Here is a 19277-nt window from a genome sequence, read left to right as displayed (position 1 = left end):
CCCGTGATCGACCAGCACTGTCACAGCATCACCCTCGCCGACCTCGACGACAGCGCCTTCGCGAGCCTGCTCACCGAGTCCGACCGCCCACCCGCGCCCGGGATCTCACCTTTCGACAGCTCGCTCGGCCTGGCGGTCCGCCGCTGGTGCCCACCGGCCCTCGGCCTCCCCGCGCACGCCCCGATGGCCGACTACCTCGCCCGCCGCCGCGAACTCGGCCCCGCCGAAGCCGCCCGCCGCCTGCTCGCCGCAACCGGCATCAGCCACTGCCTGGTCGACACCGGCCTCACCATCGCGGCCGGTCACCCGCTGCTGCCGTTGCCGGACCTCGCCTCGCTCTCCGGCGCCCAAGTCCGGGAAGTGGTACGGCTGGAGAGCATCGCCGAACCGGTCGACACCTCGCCCGCCGACTGGGCGCACGCCGTCGAGTCGGCCCTCCGCACGGCCACCGCCTCCGCCGTCGCGGTCAAGTCCGTCCTCGCCTACCGCCACGGCCTCGCCATCCCGGCCGAACGCCCCTCCCCGCCGGAGGTCGCCCACGCCGCCGCCACCCACCGCCCGGGCCGCCGCCTGACCGACCCGGTCCTGCTCCGCCAACTCCTCTGGACCGCCGTCGACTTGGGCCTGCCGATCCAACTCCACACCGGCTTCGGCGACCCCGACCTGACTCTCCACCGCGCCGACCCGTCCCTGCTCACCGACTTCATCCGAGCCGTCGAACCGACCGCCACCCCGCTCGTCCTGCTGCACACCTACCCGTACCACCGCCAGGCCGCCTGGCTCGCCCAGTCCTTCCCCCACGTCTACGCCGACCTCGGCCTGACCCTCTCCTACACCGGCCCCCGCGCCGCCACCGTCCTCGGCGAAATGCTCGAACTCACCCCGTTCGCCAAACTGCTGTTCTCCACCGACGCCTACGGCCTCCCCGAGCTCTACACCGTCGGCGCCGCCCAGTACCGCCACGCCCTGCACCGCACCCTCACCACCTGGCAGTCCGACGGCGCCTGCACGGCGGCGGATGCCACCCGGATCGCCGGCCTCGTCTCGACGGAGAACTCCCGGCGCTTGTACGGCCTCTGACGGCAGCTGCGCGCGGGGGGGGGGCGAGTCGAGGCTGGGCTCGGCCCCTCAGGTGGCGTCCCGGGGCGGATGCGCCCGGCTGAAGCCCGCCTGCCGGGTGTGGACGGTGACGGTGCCCCCGCCGAGCATCTCGGCCTTCTGGCGGAGCTGCTCCACGACCGCTGGGCTCGGCCGCCCGTACACGTCGATGGATCTCATCCGGATGAGCGCACCGAACGCGCGGAACTTCGGCCCGCCGAGCTCCATGTGGAGCTCCAGCGACGCCGAATCCGGATGGACGGCCACCGTGGTCATCGTCGACTCGGATTCGTCGATGTAGAAGTGATAGGCGATCAGCTGCGGCTCGCGCGCCTCGGCGAACGCGGCCAGGTCGCTCATCCCGTCCCGGACCTCCGCGATCCTGCCCTCGTGGATGTCCGAGCGGTCGACGTAGTACATGGGTTCCTCCATGCCGCCCGAACCTATCGCCGACCAGCCGTCGGATCGGCTCGGCGCGCGGTCTCCTCCTGCTCAACCACCCGACGTCTGGTCAGCCCCGTGTTGAAGATCCGCTGAGACGCTAATCTCCGGGTATGGCTCAATCCCCTCGTCCCCCACAGGTCATCAGCGGCTTATCGACGGATGCATCTGTGCCTATGACCTGGCTGCCGATGCCAGGGGCGTGCTGTCACCGGTCATGGTCTGTCGGCCGTCTCCCGAAGACGCCGTTGTGGACCATGCCGTCGCCGCAGGCCTTCAGCGGACCTATTACACGACTCTCGACGCAGTCGTCTGTGTGACGGCAGCGGGGGACGAGGTCTGGCGGTCGCAGTTCGAGCCACAGGCGGACGAGCAATACGGACACCGGCCCAGCTGCGTGCTGTCGCTGGACGAACTCGTGCTGTGGGTCTACCGGCCTGACGCCATGGCGGACCGTGACCGACCCGACCAGTGGGTCGCCCTGGACACCGAGACCGGAGCGGTCATCGCGCAGGCGAATCTGGACACCGTGGGGCACGGCGGGCAGCAACTGCTGCACCCGGCGAGCGATCAGGTCCTCCTCGATGTCGGTGAAGGGCAGGACGGCTCGGTCATCTACCGCGCATCGCTCTCCGGAGCCCGGATGGATCTCGTCCGTTATCCCTGGGGCGACCGGTGCCTCATCGACCTGTCGCCCGACGGGCACCGGTTCACGACCGTTGACCATGCGCAGACCGACATCGCCATCCACAGCTACCCCGATGGCGAGGTGACGCTCGCCCTCTCCGTCGACGCCTTCGGACACGACCCGGACGAGATCTTCGTCGAATGGGGCGGCGGCTATCTGAACTCGGACACCGTCATCGTGACCCTCATCGGCGAAGACGAGGACGAGGAGGAGTGGTTCCGCCACTATCGCGCGGATGTGCGCTCCGGTCAGGTCCGCGCCGAGTTCGACGCGCACGCGGGCAACCCCTACGACATCCAGCCCCTCGGAGACGGCTCCTGGCTCACCACCGATCCGTCCGGCCACCCGATCCGCTGGACCGACTCGTAGCAGCCCAGCAGCCGAACTTACTGGGCATTCGATCGTGATTGCGGTGTCGATAGGGTCGCTCCGTGACAGATCACGGCATTGAGTTCCCCGCATACCGCCTGCACGTGGTGCCGGCCGTGCTCTCCCTCGCGAATCCGCCCTGGCAGCGGGATGTATGGCTGCGGGGCGAGGAGTTCGAGGACCTGGACTACGTGGTGCATGTCCTGTTCGACGACTTCTGCGATGCGAACCGCCCGGAACCGTGGCTGGGCAAGAGCCTGCGCACGCGCGAGGAGGTGGTCCTGATGCAGCAGCTCGGGGCCGCGTACTCAGCGGTGCAGGAGGCGGTCGGGGCAGACGCCGCCGACGCGGTCTACCTCGCGCATGCGGGTTGGCCGGCAGTGGTCACGGCGGCCGGCAGGTTGGCCCAGGTGATGGTGGTCAACGACCTGAACGCCCTTGCGCTGCTTCACGAGGAAGGCCATCGCTGGCCGCCGGGCCGGGACACGGCGTCCCACGGCAGCTGAGGCTGCCACCTGTGCCCGCGGGCTGAGCGTCCGGTGCGGGCCCCGCCCAGGTGGGGCGGAGCCCGCAGGTGGTGCTAGCCGAGGCCGAGGAGGTGGTCGCGGAGGCCGCTGCCGAAGGCGGTCGGGGTGCCGTCGTAGCTGGTGATCAGAGCCGGGCCGGAGCTGCAGTTCCAGGTGTTCCAGGTCCAGCCGAGGTAGGAGAGCTTCTTGCTGTCGAGCCAGGACATCACCTGGTCGATGAAGGCGTGGCCGCAGGTGTTCTCGCCGATCTCACCGGCGATCAGCGGGACCTGGGCCGCGACCGGGGCCAGGGTGGAGTTCCAACAGGCGGCCGTGGAGCAGGTGTTGAAGTTGTAGACGTGCCAGGCCGCGCCGAGATTGCCGGTCGGGTCGGTCGGCTTGTGGGCGAGCCACTGGCCGAGGTCGTTGGAGTAGGCCAGGCCGCCGAGCAGGATGACGTTGGTGGCGCCGGTGGCCCGGACGGTGTTCACCAGGGTCTGCATGCCGCTCACCTGGTAGCCGATGCCGGGGCAGGCGCTGCCGCCGTCCCGCCAGCAGAGCCAGCCCTGGGCGAGCGAGGACTCGGAGCGGTCCGGGTACGGCTCGTTGAACAGGTCGAACACCACCGAGCCGGTGCCCTTGAAGGTCTCGGCGACCGAGCTCCAGAACGGGGCCGCGTTGGCGCCCGGCATCGGCTTCTGGCAGGTGGCGTTGGTGTCGGAGCAGCCGGAGGAGTTGCCGGTGTACTGCCCCCGGCTCCAGTGCATCTCGACGATCGGGGTCAGTCCGGCGGTGCGCAGCGAGTCGACCCAACCCTTGATCGTGGCCCGGTAGTTGGCGCCGCCGTAGGCCGGGTTGACGTTCGACTGACCGAGCCAGCAGTCCTCGTTGAGCGGGACCCGGACGGCGTTCACCTTCCAGCTCTTGATCGCGGCGATCGAGGCGGCGTCCACCGGGCCGTCGAAGAAGCCGTACCCCTGGACGCACATGTACTCGGTGCCGGAGCGGTTGACGCCGTGCAGCACGACCGGCGAACCGGCCGCGTTGACCAGGGAGTTACCGGAGACCCGGAGGTCGGGGGCAGCTCCAGCGGGCGTGGTCGGCGAAGGTGACGGCGAGGGCGAAGGCGAAGGCGAGGACGACGGCGACGGCGACGAGGAAGGCGACGGCGAAGGCAGCCCGTTGCACGTCACCCCGTTGACCGCGAAGGACGTGGGAGCCGAATTCGCCCCGCTGTAGCTGAAGTTGGCTCCGGGTGTGGCGCTGCCACCGGGAGCGATGTTCGCGTTCCAGGACAGAGCGCTGACGGTGACGTTCTTGCCGCTCTGGGTCCAGGTGCCGTTCCAGCCACTGCCGGAGAGGGTCTGGTTCCCGCTGTACGCGTAGCTGAGGGTCCAGCCGTTGAGGGCGGCGGTCCCGACGTTGTTGATCTTCACGTTGGCGGTGAAGCCGCTGCCCCAGTCGTTCGTGGAGTAGTCGACGGTACAGGCGACGGCGGCGGCCGAGGACGAGCCGGCGATCGGTCCGACCAGTGCGGCCGTGGCGGCCAGCGCGGCCCCGAGGGCGAGCGCGGTGTGGCGCAGGGACATGTCCCGCTCCTAGCAACTGACGACATATGGGCGCGCTCCCACAGGCCCGACCAGAAAGATAGTCAGCCGAACCGTAGTTGCCAACTGCCCCGGCTGCGCAATCTCTTGACAGCCACTCAGTCCCTCCCGATATTTGGGAGCGCTCCCACAGGTGCGAGTGCCATGCCTCGCGCTCAGCGAACAGTTCCCCGTTCTCGTAGCCCCCACCCGCAGCCCCCACCCGCAGGAGCCGTCAGATGTCACCGCCCACCTCTCGCAGTTCCCGCTTGTCCGCACTCGGCGCAGCCCTCACGCTGCTGGCCGCCGGACTCAGCACGATGGTCGGTACCCCGGCCTCGGCGGCCGTGATCCAGTGCGCCGTCGACTACTCCACGAACGACTGGGGTAGCGGTTTCACCGCCAACGTGAAGATCAACAACGTCGGGACCGCTGCTCTCAACGGCTGGACCCTGACCTACGCCTACACCGGCAACCAGGCCCTCTCCGGCAGCGGCTGGAACGGCGACTGGACCCAGAGCGGCAAGAACGTCACCGTCAGCAGCCTGTCCTGGAACGCCACCATCGCCCCCGGCGGCAACGCCACCCCGGGCGCCAACTTCAGCTACTCCGGCAGCAACGCGGCGCCCACCTCCTTCGCGGTCAACGGCACCACCTGCGCCGGCGCCCACCAGCCGCCGGTCACCACGCTCACCAGCCCGGCGCCCGGGGCGAGTTACGCCGCCGGGGCCGCCATCCCGCTGGCCGCCACGGCGACCGCGAGCGACGGCGCGAGCATCAGCAAGGTGGAGTTCTACGACAACGCCACCCTGCTGGCCACCGACACCAGTGCGCCGTACTCCTTCAGTTGGGCCGGTGCCGCCTCCGGCAGCCACTCGGTCTACGCCAAGGCGTACGACAGCACCGGTGCGACCGGCGAGTCCGCCCCGTCGGGCATCACGGTGGCGTCCGGGCCGGCCATCACCGCCACCCCGGTCAGCCTCTCGGTCACCCAGGGCAAGACCGGTACCTTCACGGTGAAGCTCTCCGCCCAGCCCACCGCCAATGTCACGGTGACCACCACCCGTACCTCGGGCAACACCGGACTGACCGTCAGCGGCGGCGCGAGCCTGACCTTCACGCCCGCCAACTGGGCCACCGCGCAGACCGTCACGCTCACCGCCGACGCGACCGGCACCGGCTCGGCGACCTTCACCGCCGCCGCCACCGGCCACACCGCCGCCGCCGTCACGGTGACCGAGCTGGCCGCCGGCACCGGCGTGTACAACGACCGCTTCCTGCAGCTCTACACCAAGCTGAAGGACCCGGCGAACGGCTACTTCTCACCCGAGGGCATCCCGTACCACTCGGTGGAGACCCTGCTGGTGGAGGCGCCCGACCACGGGCACCAGACCACTTCGGAGGCCTACAGCTACCTGCTCTGGCTGGAGGCCCAGTACGGCCGGGTCAGCAAGGACTGGTCCAAGTTCAACGCGGCGTGGACGCTCATGGAGACGTACATGATCCCCACCCACGCGGACCAGCCGACCAACAGCTTCTACAACGCGGCCAAGCCCGCCACCTACGCTCCCGAGATGCCGCTGCCGGGCGACTACCCGGCGCCGCTGAACACCTCGGTGACGGCGGGTCAGGACCCGATCGCGGCCGAGCTGTCCAGCGCGTACGGCACCAGTGACATCTACGGCATGCACTGGCTGCAGGACGTCGACAACGTCTACGGCTTCGGCAACGCGCCCGGCAAGTGCGAGGCCGGGCCGGCCGACACCGGGCCGTCGTACATCAACACCTACCAGCGCGGTTCGCAGGAGTCGGTCTGGGAGACCATCCCGCAGCCGACCTGCGACAAGTTCGCCTACGGCGGCAAGAACGGCTTCCTGGACCTGTTCGTCAAGGACAACTCCTACGCCAAGCAGTGGAAGTTCACCGACGCCCCGGACGCCGACGCGCGTGCCGTCCAGGCCGCCTACTGGGCGGACACCTGGGCCAAGGCCCAGGGCAACGGCGGCCAGGTCTCGGCCACCGTCGCCAAGGCCGGCAAGATGGGCGACTACCTGCGGTACTCGTTCTTCGACAAGTACTTCAAGAAGATCGGCAACTGCGTCGGCGCCTCCACCTGCCCGGCGGGCAGCGGCAAGGACTCCTCGCACTACCTGCTCTCCTGGTACTACGCCTGGGGCGGCGCGACCGACACCAACTCCGGCTGGGCCTGGCGGATCGGCGACGGGGCCGCGCACGGCGGCTACCAGAACCCGATGGCCGCGTACGCGCTGGTGAACGACCCGGCGCTGGCCCCCAAGTCGGCCACCGGCAAGGCGGACTGGGCCACCAGCCTGACCCGCCAGGTCGAGTTCATCCAGTGGCTGCAGTCCAGCGAGGGCGCCATCTCCGGTGGGGCGACCAACAGCTGGGAGGGCAGCTACGCCACCCCGCCCGCCAACACCCCGACCTTCTACGGGATGTACTACGACGAGGCGCCGGTCTACCACGACCCGCCGAGCAACCAGTGGTTCGGCTTCCAGACCTGGGGTCTGGAGCGGGTCGCCGAGTACTACTACGCCAGCGGTGACGCCAAGGCCAAGGCCGTCCTCGACAAGTGGGTCACCTGGGCGCTGAGCAAGACCACCTTCAACGCCGACGGCACCTACCAGATCCCGTCCACGCTGGCCTGGAGCGGCAAGCCGGACAGCTGGAACGCCACCGCACCCGGCGCCAACACCGGTCTGCACGTGAGCGTGGTCGACTACACCAAGGACGTCGGGGTGGCCGGCTCGTACGCCAAGCTGCTCTCGTACTACGCGGCGAAGTCCGGCAACGCGGCCGCCAAGACGGCGGCGCAGAAGCTGCTGGACGGGATGTGGGGCAACCACCAGGACGCGCTGGGCATCGCGGTGCCGGAGACCCGGACGGACTACATCCGGTTCAAGGACTCGGTCTCGGTGCCCTCGGGCTGGACCGGGACGATGCCGAACGGCGACCCGGTCAACTCCAGCTCCACCTTCCTCTCGATGCGTTCCTTCTACAAGAACGACCCCGCCTTCGCCAAGGTCCAGGCCTACCTGGACGGCGGTCCCGCACCGGTCTTCACCTACCACCGGTTCTGGGCCCAGGCGGACATCGCGACCGCGATGGCCACCTACGGTGAGCTGTTCGGGTAACTGACCCTCCGTCAGTTACCGCCGGGCGTACGGCCGGAAGGCCGTACGCCCGGTCGTGTGCGTTCCAGGTGGCCGTCGTGCGTACCTCTTGCGGAGGGCGGCCCGGGGTCACTAGCGTCCCGGGCAGCTCACGCACCCGCCATCCGCGGGCGCGGGCGGACAACTCGGGAGGGCCAACCCCTATGAGAGTTCCTCGGACAGGCCGGTTCGGACGCGGGATGGCCGGGCTGGCCCTGGTGGCCGCGGGGACGCTGACCCTGCCGACCGGCACCGCGGTCGCGGCCGACGCGGCGGGCAGTGGCGCGGCGGAGACCGGCCCGCTGTTCAACTATCTGGTGAACACCAAAGCCAACCACGGTCAGGTCAAGCTGGCCGAACGGGCGATCATCCGGCTCGGCGGCACGGTGGTGCAGTCCTACGAGCAGATCGGCGTGATCATCGCCCGCTCGGACTCCACCGGCTTCGCGGCCGGGCTGCGCGCCTCCCACGTGGTCGACTCGGTCGGCGCCAGCCGGACGAAGGCCGTCACCGCGGGCATCGGCGACGACACCGTCGAACTCGCCACCCCACCGGCCGCGTTGCTGGCCGCGGGGGCGGGAGCCGACGAGCCGTTGCAGGCCGACCAGTGGTCGCTGGGCACCATCGGCGTCCCCGAGGCGCACCGGACCAGCCTCGGCAGCCGCCGGGTGACGGTCGGCGTGCTCGACTCCGGCATCGACGCCACCCACGAGGACCTGGCCGCCAACGTGGACGCCGCGCAGTCGGTGTCCTGCATCGACAACGGCAGGCCGAACACCGACTTCCAGGCCTGGCAGCCCACCACCAGCGACCACGGAACCCACGTCGCGGGCACCATCGCCGCCGCCAAGAACGGCAAGGGCGTGCTCGGGGTGGCCCCGAACGTCCGGCTGGCGGCGGTGAAGGTGGTGGACGACGGCGGCTACATCTTCCCGGAGTACGCGGTCTGCGGTTTCGTCTGGGCCGGTGAGCACCACTTCCAGGTCACCAACAACAGCTACTACGTGGACCCTTGGATGTTCAACTGCTCCAATGACCCGGATCAGGCGGCCATCCTGACCTCGGTCCGGCGGGCCACCGCCTTCGCCGAGCGCAACGGTGTGCTGAGCGTCGCGGCGGCGGGCAACGAGAACATCGACCTGGCGCACAAGACCACCGACGACACCAGCCCGGACGACACCGTGCCGGTGCCCCGTCCGGTCGACACCGGCTGCCTGAGCCTGCCGGCCGAGCTCCCCGGCGTGGTGAACGTGGCCTCGGTCGGGGTGAACGGCAACAAGTCCTTCTTCTCCAGCTACGGCCAGGGCAAGATCACGGTCGCGGCCCCCGGTGGCGACTCCCGCTACCAGATCCCGAACACCCCGGCGAAGAACGGCCGGATCCTCTCGACCGTCCGGGGCAACAAGTACGGCTACATGCAGGGCACTTCGATGGCTTCCCCGCACGCGGCGGGCGTCGCCGCGCTGCTCGCCTCCAGCCACCCGTGGGCCGGCCCCGAGCAGCTCCGGCGGATGCTGACCGGCCAGGCCACCGAGCACGCCTGCCCGGCGGTCTTCGACCCGAGCGGCGACGGCGCCTGGGCGGCGACCTGCGAGGGCGGCACCGCGCAGAACGGCTTCTACGGCGCGGGCATCGTCAACGCGGCCACCGCGGTGCAGTGGTGGCGCGGCTGAGCTGACACGGCGTGAGCGCACCATGAGCGCACCGGCCCGCCCGCGTACCCGGGCGGGCCGGTGCGCTCAGCGCGTCCGGGGCCGGCCGGAGAGGTCGGGGACCTCCTGGAGCCAGCTCGGGCGGCCCGCCCGGGTGGCGGCGGCCCGCTCGGCGGCGGTCTGCCTGAGCTGCTCTGCGGTGGCGAAGCCGTCGGGCAGCCAGGCGGCCGACTGGGCGGCGCGGGTGGCGAGTTGGGTCACGTACGCGTCCCTGAGGTGCTCGACCGAGTCGAAGCCCGGCTCGTCCGTCAGCCACTCCTCGGGCACCAGGGCGACCACCTCGCGCAGCAGCTCCGGGGTCACCAGGTGGGCCAGTGCGGCGTCGGCGGCCGCGACGTCGGGGTGGTGGGCGCCGAGCGCGTGGTCGCTGAGGTCGTACCGCTTGAGCACCGAACCGGCCGCGCCGGACCAGCGGTGGTGGAAGATCAGCCCGGCGCCGTTGTCGATCAGCCAGAGCCGGCCGTGCCAGACCATCAGATTGGGGTTGCGGCAGCTGCGGTCCACGTTGCCGGTCAGCGCGTCCAGCCAGACCACCCGGCCCGCCTCGACCGGGTCGACCTCGATCATGCCGGGCTCAAAGTCCCGCGCACCCGGCAGGTAGTCCATCCCGAGGTTGCGCCCGGCGCTGCCGCGCAGGATGTCCTGGATCTCCGGGTCCGGCTCGTGCGCCGCCACTTCGGGGTCGAAGTCCACCAGGACCAGCTCGGGCACCCGCAGACCGAGCCGCCGGGCCAGTTCGCCGACCACCACCTCGGCGATCAGCGCCTTGTGCCCCTGGGCGGCGCCGCTGAACTTCACCACATAGGTGCCCAGGTCGTCGGTCTCCACGATGCCGGGCACGGACCCCCCGGCACGCAGCGGGTCCAGATAACGGAGAGCGGTCACCTCGGTCAGCACACCGGCCAGCGTAACCCGGGTTCCGCTGTGGTTGGCTTGGATAAACGCAGCAGTGCCGGAGCAGCAGTCGGCAGCAGTCAGAGGAGAGTACGGATCATGGGACAGGTGTACGCCACCACCGAGCGCAGCTACCCGGCGAGCCCCGAGCGGGTGTTCGAGGCGCTGGCCGACTACGCGGTGACGCGGCCGAAGCTGCTGCCCGCGCAGTACAGCGAGTACGAGGTGCGGGCCGGCGGTACGGGCGCGGGCACCGAGGTGCACTGGCGGCTGCAGGCGACCGAGAAGCGGGTCAGGGACTGCCTGTTCAGCGTGACCGAGCCGGGCACCCGCACGCTGATGGAGACCGACGCCAACTCCTCGATGGTGATCACCTGGAAGGTGGCCGGGCACGGGTCGGGCAGCAAGGTCACCGTGCAGGCGAGCTGGACCGGCGCCACCGGGATCGGCGGGTTCTTCGAGCGGACCTTCGCCCCCAAGGGTCTGAACCGGATCCACGACCAGATCCTGGTCGCGCTGGCGACCGAGGTCGCCTGAGACCGATCGGCCCTGAATTTCTCGAACGAGTGGTTCTGATCCCCGGTCCGGGTGACAGCGGGGTCACGTAGCGTACGCGCCAACCTAGGCTCACGGCCGTGCATATGACGATCCTTCATGTTTCCCAGCCCGTGGACGGCGGCGTCGCCCGGGTGGTGGTCGATCTGGTCCGGGGTCAGCGCGAGGCGGGCTGCCGGGTGCTGGTGGCCTGCCCGGCCGACGGTCGGCTGGCGGCCGAGGCGGCCGCGGCCGGCGCCCTGGTACTGGACTGGCAGGCGGGCCGCTCGCCCGGGCCCGGGACGCTGGCGGAGGCGTGGCGGCTGCGCCGGATCGTCCGGGGGGCCAACCCCGACGTGCTGCACCTGCACAGCGCCAAGGCGGGCCTGGCGGGCCGGCTGGCCGTCCGGGGGGCCGTCCCCACCGTGTTCCAGCCGCACGCCTGGTCGTTCGCCGCCGTGCAGGGTCCGGTGGCGGCGGCCAGTCTGCGCTGGGAGCGGTTCGCCACCCGGTGGGCCCGCGCGGTGCTCTGCGTCAGCGCGCAGGAGCGGCGGGACGGCGAGCAGGCCGGGCTGACGGCCCGTTGGCAGGTGATCCCGAACGGCGTGGACCTGCGGCACCACGCGCCCGCCGACTCGGCGGCCCGCCGGGCCGCCCGGATGTCGCTGGGCCTGGACCTGGAGGACCCACTCGCGGTCTGTGTCGGGCGGCTCTGCCGGCAGAAGGGCCAGGACATCCTGCTGGACGCCTGGCCGACCGTCACCGAACAGCTGCCGGGAGCCAGGCTGGCGCTGGTCGGCGGCGGGCCCGAGGCCACCGCGCTGGCCGACCGGGTGCGTGAACTCCCCGACCCGGCCCGGGTCAGGATGGCGGGCGACGTCACCGACCCCAGGCCCTGGCTGGCCGCCGCCGACCTGGTGGTGCTGCCCTCGCGCTGGGAGGGGATGGCGCTGGCGCCGCTGGAGGCGATGGCCACCGCCCGTCCGGTGCTGCTCTCGGACGTGCCGGGTGCCCGGGAATGCCTGCCCCCGGAGCTGCTCCGTACCGGCCTGGTCGAGCCGGAGAATCCGGCCGCACTCGCACACTTGATCGCACAGGCGCTGAAAGATCCGATCGAGTGCGAACGGCTCGGCCTGCTGGCCCGTGAACGAATGTCCGATTATCACGATGTCCGAGGGGTGGTGCGCCAGGTGGAGCTGCTCTATCGAAACCTTCTTCGAGACGGCGTTCCCGGCCCTCGCGCGGCGGGGCGCCGTGACACCCGTGTCCCAGAGCGGTCCTGATCGTTTCTCAGACCGTGAATGCTCGCCGCGAAGGTGCTGCCGTGTTCGCATCTCGACCGGGTGACCCGAGGATTCAAAGTCCGAAAGTCTGATTAATGGGCGGGTGGAATGAAATGGCAAGTCAACTTCCTGCAATCAAGCCAGCGTTCGGTATTGTCTGATTTTGCCTGCTTCGTTGTCATTTCTGAGCGCGGTTCTCGGAGTGACCCGAATGCCGCCCTTGGCAGCAGGTGCTACCTGGACCGCATCCGTCGGCCGGGATTAACTCGTCGGTCCGACTCCGGGTCCGGGTGTCCCGTCAAGGCGGGTACACAGCAGGGGAGTTCGTGCGCTGATGACCATTGACCACGAGAGTGTGCCACGGCCGGGCCGACCCCTGCCGCCCTCCCGCCGGGTCACCACCGAGCTCCTCGACCGGCGCCCGCCCCGGCGCCCGGTGCAGGCCAGATCCGCTCCACCGGTCGGGCGGCACCGCCGCCCGTTCCGCTCCCGACTGGCCCACCCGCTCGGGCTACTGACCGCCGACGGACTCGCGGTCTGCGCCGCCACCGTGCTGACCGCCACCGACCCGCAGCGGCCACTGCTCGGCGCCGCCGCCGTGCTGCCGCTGCTGCTGCCGCTCAACCTGACCGGCGGGCTGTACCGGAACCGGCTCACCCTCTCCGCACTGGACGAGCTCCCCGCCCTGGCCGCCAGGGCCACGGTCGCGACGGCCTTCGCCGTCACGCTCTCCGCCTGCCTGGACGGCTGGCCGGACAGCGGCCCGGCCACCCCGCTCCGCCTGCTCTCCCTGGTGGCCGCCTTCCTGCTGCTCGCCTCGGTCGGCCGGGCCTTCGTCTACCACCTGATCCGCAAGGCCCGCCGCCGCCGTCCCAGCCCCGTCCTGGTGCTCGGCGCCGGGCAGCTCGGCCAGCAGGTGGCCGCCGCTCTGACGGAGCGTCGGGAGTACGGGCTGCGCCCGGTCGGCTTCCTCGACCCCGACCCGGTGCTGCTCGCCGAGGACGCGACGCTCCCGGTGCTCGGCGGCCGCGAGGTGCTGGAGCGGGAGATCCGCCGCCACCGGGTGCACCACGTGGTGGCCACCGAGGGTGCCGCCGACGAGGCCGAGACCGCCGCCGCGCTGCGCGAGGCCGCCCGGCTCGGCTGCCGGGTCTGGCTGGTGCCCGCCCTGCGCGAGTACGGCGCGGTGGCCGACCGGAGCCGGGGGGACCACCTCTGGGGCTTCCCCTGTCTGCAGCTCGACCGCCCCGCGATGCGCCGGCACGGCTGGGCCGCCAAGCGGGCGCTGGACATCACCGCCGCCCTGTTCGGCCTGCTGCTGGTCTCCCCGGTGCTGGCCGTCTGCGCCCTCGCGGTCCGGGTGGACACCGGCCCCGGCGTGCTGTTCCGCCAGCAGCGCACCGGTCTGGACGGCAAGGTCTTCACCCTGCTGAAGTTCCGCACCCTGCGCCCGGCCAACGAGCACGAGTCGGCCACCCACTGGAACATCGCCCAGGACCACCGGATGAGCCGGGTCGGCCACTTCCTCCGGCACAGCTCGCTGGACGAGCTGCCGCAGCTGTGGAACGTGCTGCGCGGCGACATGAGCCTGGTCGGCCCTCGGCCCGAACGCCCGTACTTCGTCATGCGGTTCAGCCAGGCGTACCCCGAGTACGCCGACCGGCACCGCGTCCCGGTCGGCCTGACCGGACTCGCCCAGGCCAACGGCCTGCGCGGGGACACCTCGATCGAGGCCAGGGCCCGGTTCGACAACCGCTACATCGAGAGCTGGAACCTCTGGCTCGACGTCAAGCTGCTGTTCCGCACCGCCGCCCTGATGCTGCACCCGGACGGGAGCTGAGCCGGTGGCGCTGACCCTGCCTCAGAACATCGCCTTACCCGGCCGGCTGACCGCTCGCCCGAGTCTGCTGGCCGCCGCCACCGTCCTGCTGGTCTGCGTGCCGACCGGTGACAAGGACGTCACCGCCGCCGTGCACGTCACCGCGGCCGATCTGGCCTCGCTGGCGCTGGTCGGCACCATGGCGCTGGGCCTGCTGCGCGGTCGGCTGCCGGCCCTCAACCGGACCGTCTGCGTGCTGTTCGGCGCGGTGGTCTGCTCGGCGGGCGTGGCCACCGTGCACTCGATCGACCCGATGGCCAGTGTCACCGGCTTCGTTCGGCTGGTGCAGGTCTTCGTGCTGGTGCCGGCCGCCGTGCTCTGCTCGCTGCGCGACCGGCGGGACCAGCAACTGGTGCTCGGCTCCCTGGTACTGGCCGCCCTGGTGCAGGGCGTGGTCGGGGCCAAGCAGTTCCTGACCGGGACGGGCGCCTCGTACACCGGGCAGCCGATCCGGGCGATCGGCACCTTCGGGGCGCTCGACATCATGGCGATGTCCACGGTGGTCTGCTTCGGGTTGCTGGCCGCCCTCGCGCTGGCCCTGGGGGAGCGCGGCCCCGGCGGCAACCGCCGTCTGCGGATCGGCTGTTGGGCCGCCGCGGGCTTCCTGGTCTTCCCACTCGCGGTCTCCTTCAGCCGGGGCAGCTGGATCGCCTGCGCGGCCGCCGCCGCCGTGGTGCTGCTGCGGGCCGACGCCCGGCTGGCGCTCCGCGGCGCGGTGCTGGCCGCCGCCCTCGGGCTGGTGCTGGTCGGGGGGCTCGGCCTCGGCGGCTCGGGGGTGACCAACCGGCTCTCCAGCATCGGCGCGGTCTCCGACACCCCCGACCAGTCGGTGACCGACCGCTACGACCTCTGGGGCACCGCGGGCCGGATCTGGCAGGACCACCCGGTGACCGGCGCCGGCCCCAAGGCCTTCCAGCAACTCCGGGACAGCCACGCCCCGTTGCGGCTCTCCTCGGGCAGCGACGCGGCCGACTCGCAGATCGGCTTCACCCGCGAGCCGCTGCTCTCGCCGCACAACATGTACTTCCTGGTGCTGAGCGAGCAGGGCCTGATCGGGGTGCTGGCCTACCTGGCCCTGTTCCTCACCCTGCTGGTCAACTGCCTTCTCAGGGTGGGTGATTCGGCCACCAAGGGGCTGTCGCCGGTCGGCGGCACCGCCCGGAGCCCGACGGTCGACGGCCCCCGGCTGGCGGCCCTCGGGCTGCTGGTCTGGGTGCTGGTGGACTTCCTGTACGCCGATATCGGGGGGACCACCACGGTGCTCACCTCGGTGATCCTCGGCCTTGCCGCCCGTACGGCGCTGCCTGGCCCGAACGCCGGTGAGGCAAAGCAGACATGAGTACGGATCAGCACGTCGCCGTGGTCGGGGCAGCTGCCCCGCCGGGCCCCCCGGCGCCCCGGCGCGACTTCCTCGCCAAGGCCTTCGGGGTCACCGCGCTGCTCACCGCCGCCGGCTCCGCCTTCGGCCTGCTCCGCGACCTGCTGCTGGCCAGGTACTTCGGGGCCAACCAGGGCACCGACGCCTTCCTGGTGGCCTGGACGGTCCCGGAGACCGCCGCACCGCTGCTGATCGAGGACGCGATGGCGTTCCTGATGGTCCCGGCGTTCAGCCTGGCCCTGGTGCTGCGCGAGGAGCGCCCCAAGGGCCCGGATCCGGTCCGGCAGCTGGTCCGGGCCACCCTGCCCTGGCTGCTGCTGACGCTGTGCGGCCTCTCGCTGCTGACCGCCGTCGGCGCCCCGCAGCTGGTCCGGTTCCTGGCCCCCGGCCTGGTCGACCCGGGGCTGGCCGTCACCTGCACCCGGATCACCGCGCTCACCATCCTGCCGTTCGGCGTCGCGGGCTACCTGGGCAGCGCGCTCCGGGCCCACCACAGCTTCACCGCACCGGCCGGCATCTACGTCGCGTACAACCTGGCGATCCTCGGCTTCCTGCTGGTCGGCCACACCGCCTGGGGGGTCAGGTCGGCCGCGATCGGTGTCGCGTTCGGCAGCCTGCTGATGACCGGGGTGCTGATCGGCCCGTTCCTGCGCCGGCTGAAGGTGAGCCGGCGCAGGCCCCGGAAGTCCCGCCGGGGCGGCCCGGCCGGGCTGGTGCTGATCCCGCTGGCGATACTGCCGGTCGCGGGCTTCACGCTGACCCGGCAGTCCCAGGTCTTCATCGAGCGCCACCTCGGCTCGGGCCTGCCGCCGGGCACCATCTCGCACCTGAACTACGCGGCCAAGGTCTCCCAGCTGGCGATGACCGCCGCCATCCTGATCTGCACCGTCACCTTCCCGCTGGTCGCCCGCGCACTCGCCGCGGGCGACCTGCGGACCGCCCGGGACCGGGTGGAGAAGGACATCGGCCAGGCCACCGCGCTGGTGCTGGTCGGCACCGCGTTCCTGATGGCCTGCGCGCCCTCGGTGGTGGCCCTGCTGTTCGAGCGCGGCGCCTTCACCGCCCACGACACCGCCGCCACCGCCGCCGTGATCCGGGTCTACAGCTTCGGGCTGCCGGCCCAGGCGCTGATCGGCGTGATGGTCCGGCCGTACTTCTCGGTCCGCCCGGTGGTCCGCCGGGCCGACGAGGACCCGAGCAGCTTCCGGGTGACCCGGCTGGACTGGTACCCGGTCGCCGCGATGGCGGTCGGCCTGCTGGTCACCGTCGCGGTCGGCCTGGCCGCCACCCCGCACTACGGCGGCCTGGGCCTGGCCGCCGGGAACGCCGCCGGGATCACCACCACCGCCGGGCTGCTGCTCCGCGGGCTGCTGCTGCGCGGCATCGCGCTCCGGGTGCCGAAGGTGCTCACCGGCCAGTCCCGCCTGCTGGCGGCCGCGGTGGGCGCCGCGGCCGTCGGGTACCTGGCCGACGGCCTGACTCCCTCGCCGCTGCTGGCCACCCTGGTCGGCGGGGTGACCGTGCTGCTCGTCTTCGCCGGTCTCGGCACCGCCTTCGGCGCGGCCGAGGTCCGCGAACCGCTGCTGGGGGGCCTGGCCAGGTTCGGCCCCGGCCCGCGCCCCCGGGCCGAGCCGGGCGGGACGGTCGCCACCACCCCGCCCGCCCCCGGGCCCACCCACCACCTTCGGCCGCTGAAGGGAAGCTGCCCCATGGACGTCGACTCCGCCCAGCAGTTGCGCCTCCCGGCGCAGGCAACCGCCGGTCGCGCCAAACGTCAGGCCGGGTCCGGCCGGAGCGCCCCGTGGATCCTGATGTACCACTCGGTGGCCGACGAGGAGGAGGACCCGTACCTGCTCACCGTCAGCCCCGAACGCTTCGCCGCCCAGATGGCCTGGCTGCACCGCACCGGCCGACGCGGCGTCAGCGTCCGCGAACTGCTCCGGGCGAGAGCCGAGGGCACCGCCGGCCACCTGGTCGGCCTGACCTTCGACGACGGCTACGCCGACTTCGCCCGGTACGCCGTCCCGGTGCTGCACGAGTACGGCTTCACCGCGACCGCGTACGTGGTGCCCGACCTGCTCGGCACCGAGAACGGCTGGGACGTCAAGGGCCCGCGCAAGCAGCTGCTGACCCTCGATCAGGTGACCGAACTGGCCCGCGCGGGCTGGGAGATCGGCTCGCACGGCCTCGGCCACCAGGCCCTGCCCGGGCTGCCCGCCGCCGACCTCGCGGTGCAGACCAGGGAGAGCCGCCGGGCCCTGGAGGAGCTGATCGGCGGACCGGTCACCGGTTTCTGCTACCCGTACGGCGCGGTCGACCTGGCCGCCACCCACGCGGTCCGGGACGCCGGGTACGACTACGCCTGCGCGATCGCGCACGGCGGGCTCACCGGCCGTTACGCCCTGCCCCGGAGCTATGTCGGCGACCGGGACGGCGCCTTGCGGCTGCGGGCCAAGCGCGGTCGGCACCGGGTCCGCGACGTGCTCACCGCGCTGCGCGCCCGCCGCCCGCGGAGGGCCGGCCGGTGAAGGTCCTGCACGTGATCACCGGGCTGGCCTCCGGCGGAGCCGAGCGCCAGCTCGAGCTGATCCTCCGTCACCTGCCGGGGCGGCACCGGTGCGAGGTGGCCACCCTGACCAACCCCGGCACGGTGGCCGCCGCGCTGACCGCCGCCGGCGTCCCGGTGCACGACCTCGCGATGCGCGGCAACCGCGACCTCGGGGTGCTGCCCCGGCTCACCGGCCTGATCCGGCAGGGCCGGTACGACCTGGTGCACACCCACCTCTACCGGGCCGGGCTGTACGGCCGGCTGGCCGCCCGGCTGGCCGGGGTGCGCCCGGTGCTGGCCACCGAGCACTCGCTGCACGCCACGGTGATCGAGGGCCGTCCGGTCACCCCCGGCGTCAAGGCGCTCTACCTGGCCGCCGAACGGCTCGGCTCGACCACCGTCGCGGTCTCCCGGCAGGTCGCCGCCACCCTGGACGACTGGGGGGTGCCGGCCCAGCGGGTGGAGCTGCTGCCGAACGGGATCGAGACCGCCAGGTACTGCCTGCCGACCGCCTCCCGGGCGGCGCTGCGGCAGGGCGTCCGGGCCGAGCTCGGCCTGCCGCAGTCCGCCTGGGTGATCGGCGCGGTCGGCCGGCTGGTCCCCGGCAAGCAGTTCGGGCTGCTGGTCCCGGTGCTGGCCGAGCTGACCAGGCTGGCAGCCCAGCACCCGGCGCTGCGGGAGCCCTGGCTGCTGGTGGTCGGCGCCGGGCCCGAGCGGGCGGCGCTGCTCCGGCAGGCCGGCGAGCTCGGGGTGCTGCACCGGCTGCTGCTCACCGGTGAGCGCTCCGACGTGCCCGAACTGCTCACCGCGATGGACGTGTTGGCCGCACCCTCGGCCGAGGAGACCTTCGGTCTGACCGTGCTGGAGGGCCTGGCCGCCGGTCTGCCGGTCCGGCACAGCGCCTGCCCGGCCCTCGACGAGCTGCCCCCCGAGGCCGCCCCCGGGGCGGTCCGGCTGCCCGGCACGGCCGCCGCCTACACCGCCTCGCTGTGCGAACTCTGGAGCAGCCGCAGCGCCGTGCTGCCGCAGCCCCCCGCGGTCGCCCACTACGACATCGCCCGGATCGCGGACCGGCTGGCGCTGCTCTACGACCGCCTCGGCGGAGCGCCCGGCCGGGGCCCGGGCGAGCGCGCACCGGTGGCCGCCGGGTCCCGCTGACCCGGCCCAGTCCTGAATCGAACGTTCTAG

14 protein-coding genes are annotated in these 19277 nt (G+C 72.0%); 11 read left to right on the top strand and 3 right to left on the bottom strand.

All coding sequences use genetic code 11. From position 1 onward, the window contains the following. Positions 1 to 3 precede the first annotated feature (3 nt). Positions 4 to 1080, top strand: coding sequence for an amidohydrolase family protein (locus F4556_RS08880; protein ID WP_184913167.1), 1077 nt, complete (start codon positions 4 to 6; stop codon positions 1078 to 1080). A 48-nt stretch (positions 1081 to 1128) separates the two neighbouring features. On the opposite strand, the gene F4556_RS08875 is transcribed toward F4556_RS08880, so the two are convergent. After that, a complete protein-coding gene (locus tag F4556_RS08875; RefSeq protein ID WP_184913165.1) occupies positions 1129 to 1530 on the bottom strand; it encodes a hypothetical protein in 402 nt (133 codons plus the stop codon). A gap of 211 nt (positions 1531 to 1741) precedes the next feature. On the opposite strand from F4556_RS08875, the gene F4556_RS08870 reads away from it, so the two are divergent. Next, positions 1742 to 2596, top strand: coding sequence for a putative type II toxin-antitoxin system PemK/MazF family toxin (locus F4556_RS08870; protein ID WP_313068216.1), 855 nt, complete (start codon positions 1742 to 1744; stop codon positions 2594 to 2596). A gap of 62 nt (positions 2597 to 2658) precedes the next feature. Next, on the top strand, positions 2659 to 3102 hold the full coding sequence (locus F4556_RS08865; protein ID WP_184913163.1) for an SCO4402 family protein: 444 nt from the start codon (positions 2659 to 2661) through the stop codon (positions 3100 to 3102). A gap of 74 nt (positions 3103 to 3176) precedes the next feature. Here F4556_RS08865 and F4556_RS08860 read toward each other — a convergent pair whose 3' ends face one another. After that, on the bottom strand, positions 3177 to 4691 hold the full coding sequence (locus tag F4556_RS08860) for a cellulose binding domain-containing protein (RefSeq protein ID WP_184913161.1): 1515 nt from the start codon (positions 4689 to 4691) through the stop codon (positions 3177 to 3179). A 236-nt stretch (positions 4692 to 4927) separates the two neighbouring features. On the opposite strand from F4556_RS08860, the gene F4556_RS08855 reads away from it, so the two are divergent. Further along, on the top strand, positions 4928 to 7843 hold the full coding sequence (locus F4556_RS08855; RefSeq protein ID WP_184913159.1) for a glycoside hydrolase family 48 protein: 2916 nt from the start codon (positions 4928 to 4930) through the stop codon (positions 7841 to 7843). Positions 7844 to 8061: 218 nt separating this feature from the next. Then, a complete protein-coding gene (locus F4556_RS08850; RefSeq protein ID WP_246510987.1) occupies positions 8062 to 9534 on the top strand; it encodes a S8 family peptidase in 1473 nt (490 codons plus the stop codon). 66 nt (positions 9535 to 9600) lie between these two features. Here F4556_RS08850 and F4556_RS08845 read toward each other — a convergent pair whose 3' ends face one another. Beyond that, the gene (locus F4556_RS08845; protein ID WP_184913155.1) at positions 9601 to 10470 is read right to left on the bottom strand and encodes a HipA family kinase; all 870 of its coding nucleotides are present in this window, start codon (positions 10468 to 10470) and stop codon (positions 9601 to 9603) included. A 96-nt stretch (positions 10471 to 10566) separates the two neighbouring features. On the opposite strand from F4556_RS08845, the gene F4556_RS08840 reads away from it, so the two are divergent. From F4556_RS08840 to F4556_RS08815, 6 genes are all read left to right on the top strand, one after another. Further along, complete coding sequence (locus F4556_RS08840) at positions 10567 to 11004, top strand: SRPBCC family protein (protein ID WP_184913153.1); 438 nt, start codon at positions 10567 to 10569, stop codon at positions 11002 to 11004. A gap of 104 nt (positions 11005 to 11108) precedes the next feature. Beyond that, positions 11109 to 12284 (top strand): glycosyltransferase, encoded by a 1176-nt coding sequence (locus tag F4556_RS08835; protein WP_184913151.1) that lies wholly within the window; start codon positions 11109 to 11111, stop codon positions 12282 to 12284. A 334-nt stretch (positions 12285 to 12618) separates the two neighbouring features. After that, entirely contained in the window at positions 12619 to 14124 is a 1506-nt protein-coding gene (locus tag F4556_RS08830; RefSeq protein ID WP_184913150.1) for a sugar transferase, read from the top strand. Between the two features lie 4 nt (positions 14125 to 14128). Beyond that, positions 14129 to 15502 (top strand): O-antigen ligase family protein, encoded by a 1374-nt coding sequence (locus tag F4556_RS08825; RefSeq protein WP_313068215.1) that lies wholly within the window; start codon positions 14129 to 14131, stop codon positions 15500 to 15502. Next, a complete protein-coding gene (locus F4556_RS08820) occupies positions 15499 to 18069 on the top strand; it encodes a lipid II flippase MurJ (RefSeq protein ID WP_184913148.1) in 2571 nt (856 codons plus the stop codon). The genes F4556_RS08825 and F4556_RS08820 overlap by 4 nt, the downstream gene beginning before the upstream one ends. Beyond that, positions 18066 to 19247: a glycosyltransferase gene (locus F4556_RS08815; protein ID WP_184913145.1), complete on the top strand. Its 1182-nt coding sequence runs from the start codon at positions 18066 to 18068 to the stop codon at positions 19245 to 19247. The genes F4556_RS08820 and F4556_RS08815 overlap by 4 nt, the downstream gene beginning before the upstream one ends. Positions 19248 to 19277 lie beyond the last annotated feature (30 nt).

The organism is Kitasatospora gansuensis, assembly GCF_014203705.1.
GTDB lineage: Bacteria > Actinomycetota > Actinomycetes > Streptomycetales > Streptomycetaceae > Kitasatospora > Kitasatospora gansuensis.
This window is presented reverse-complemented; position numbering and strand designations above follow the sequence as displayed.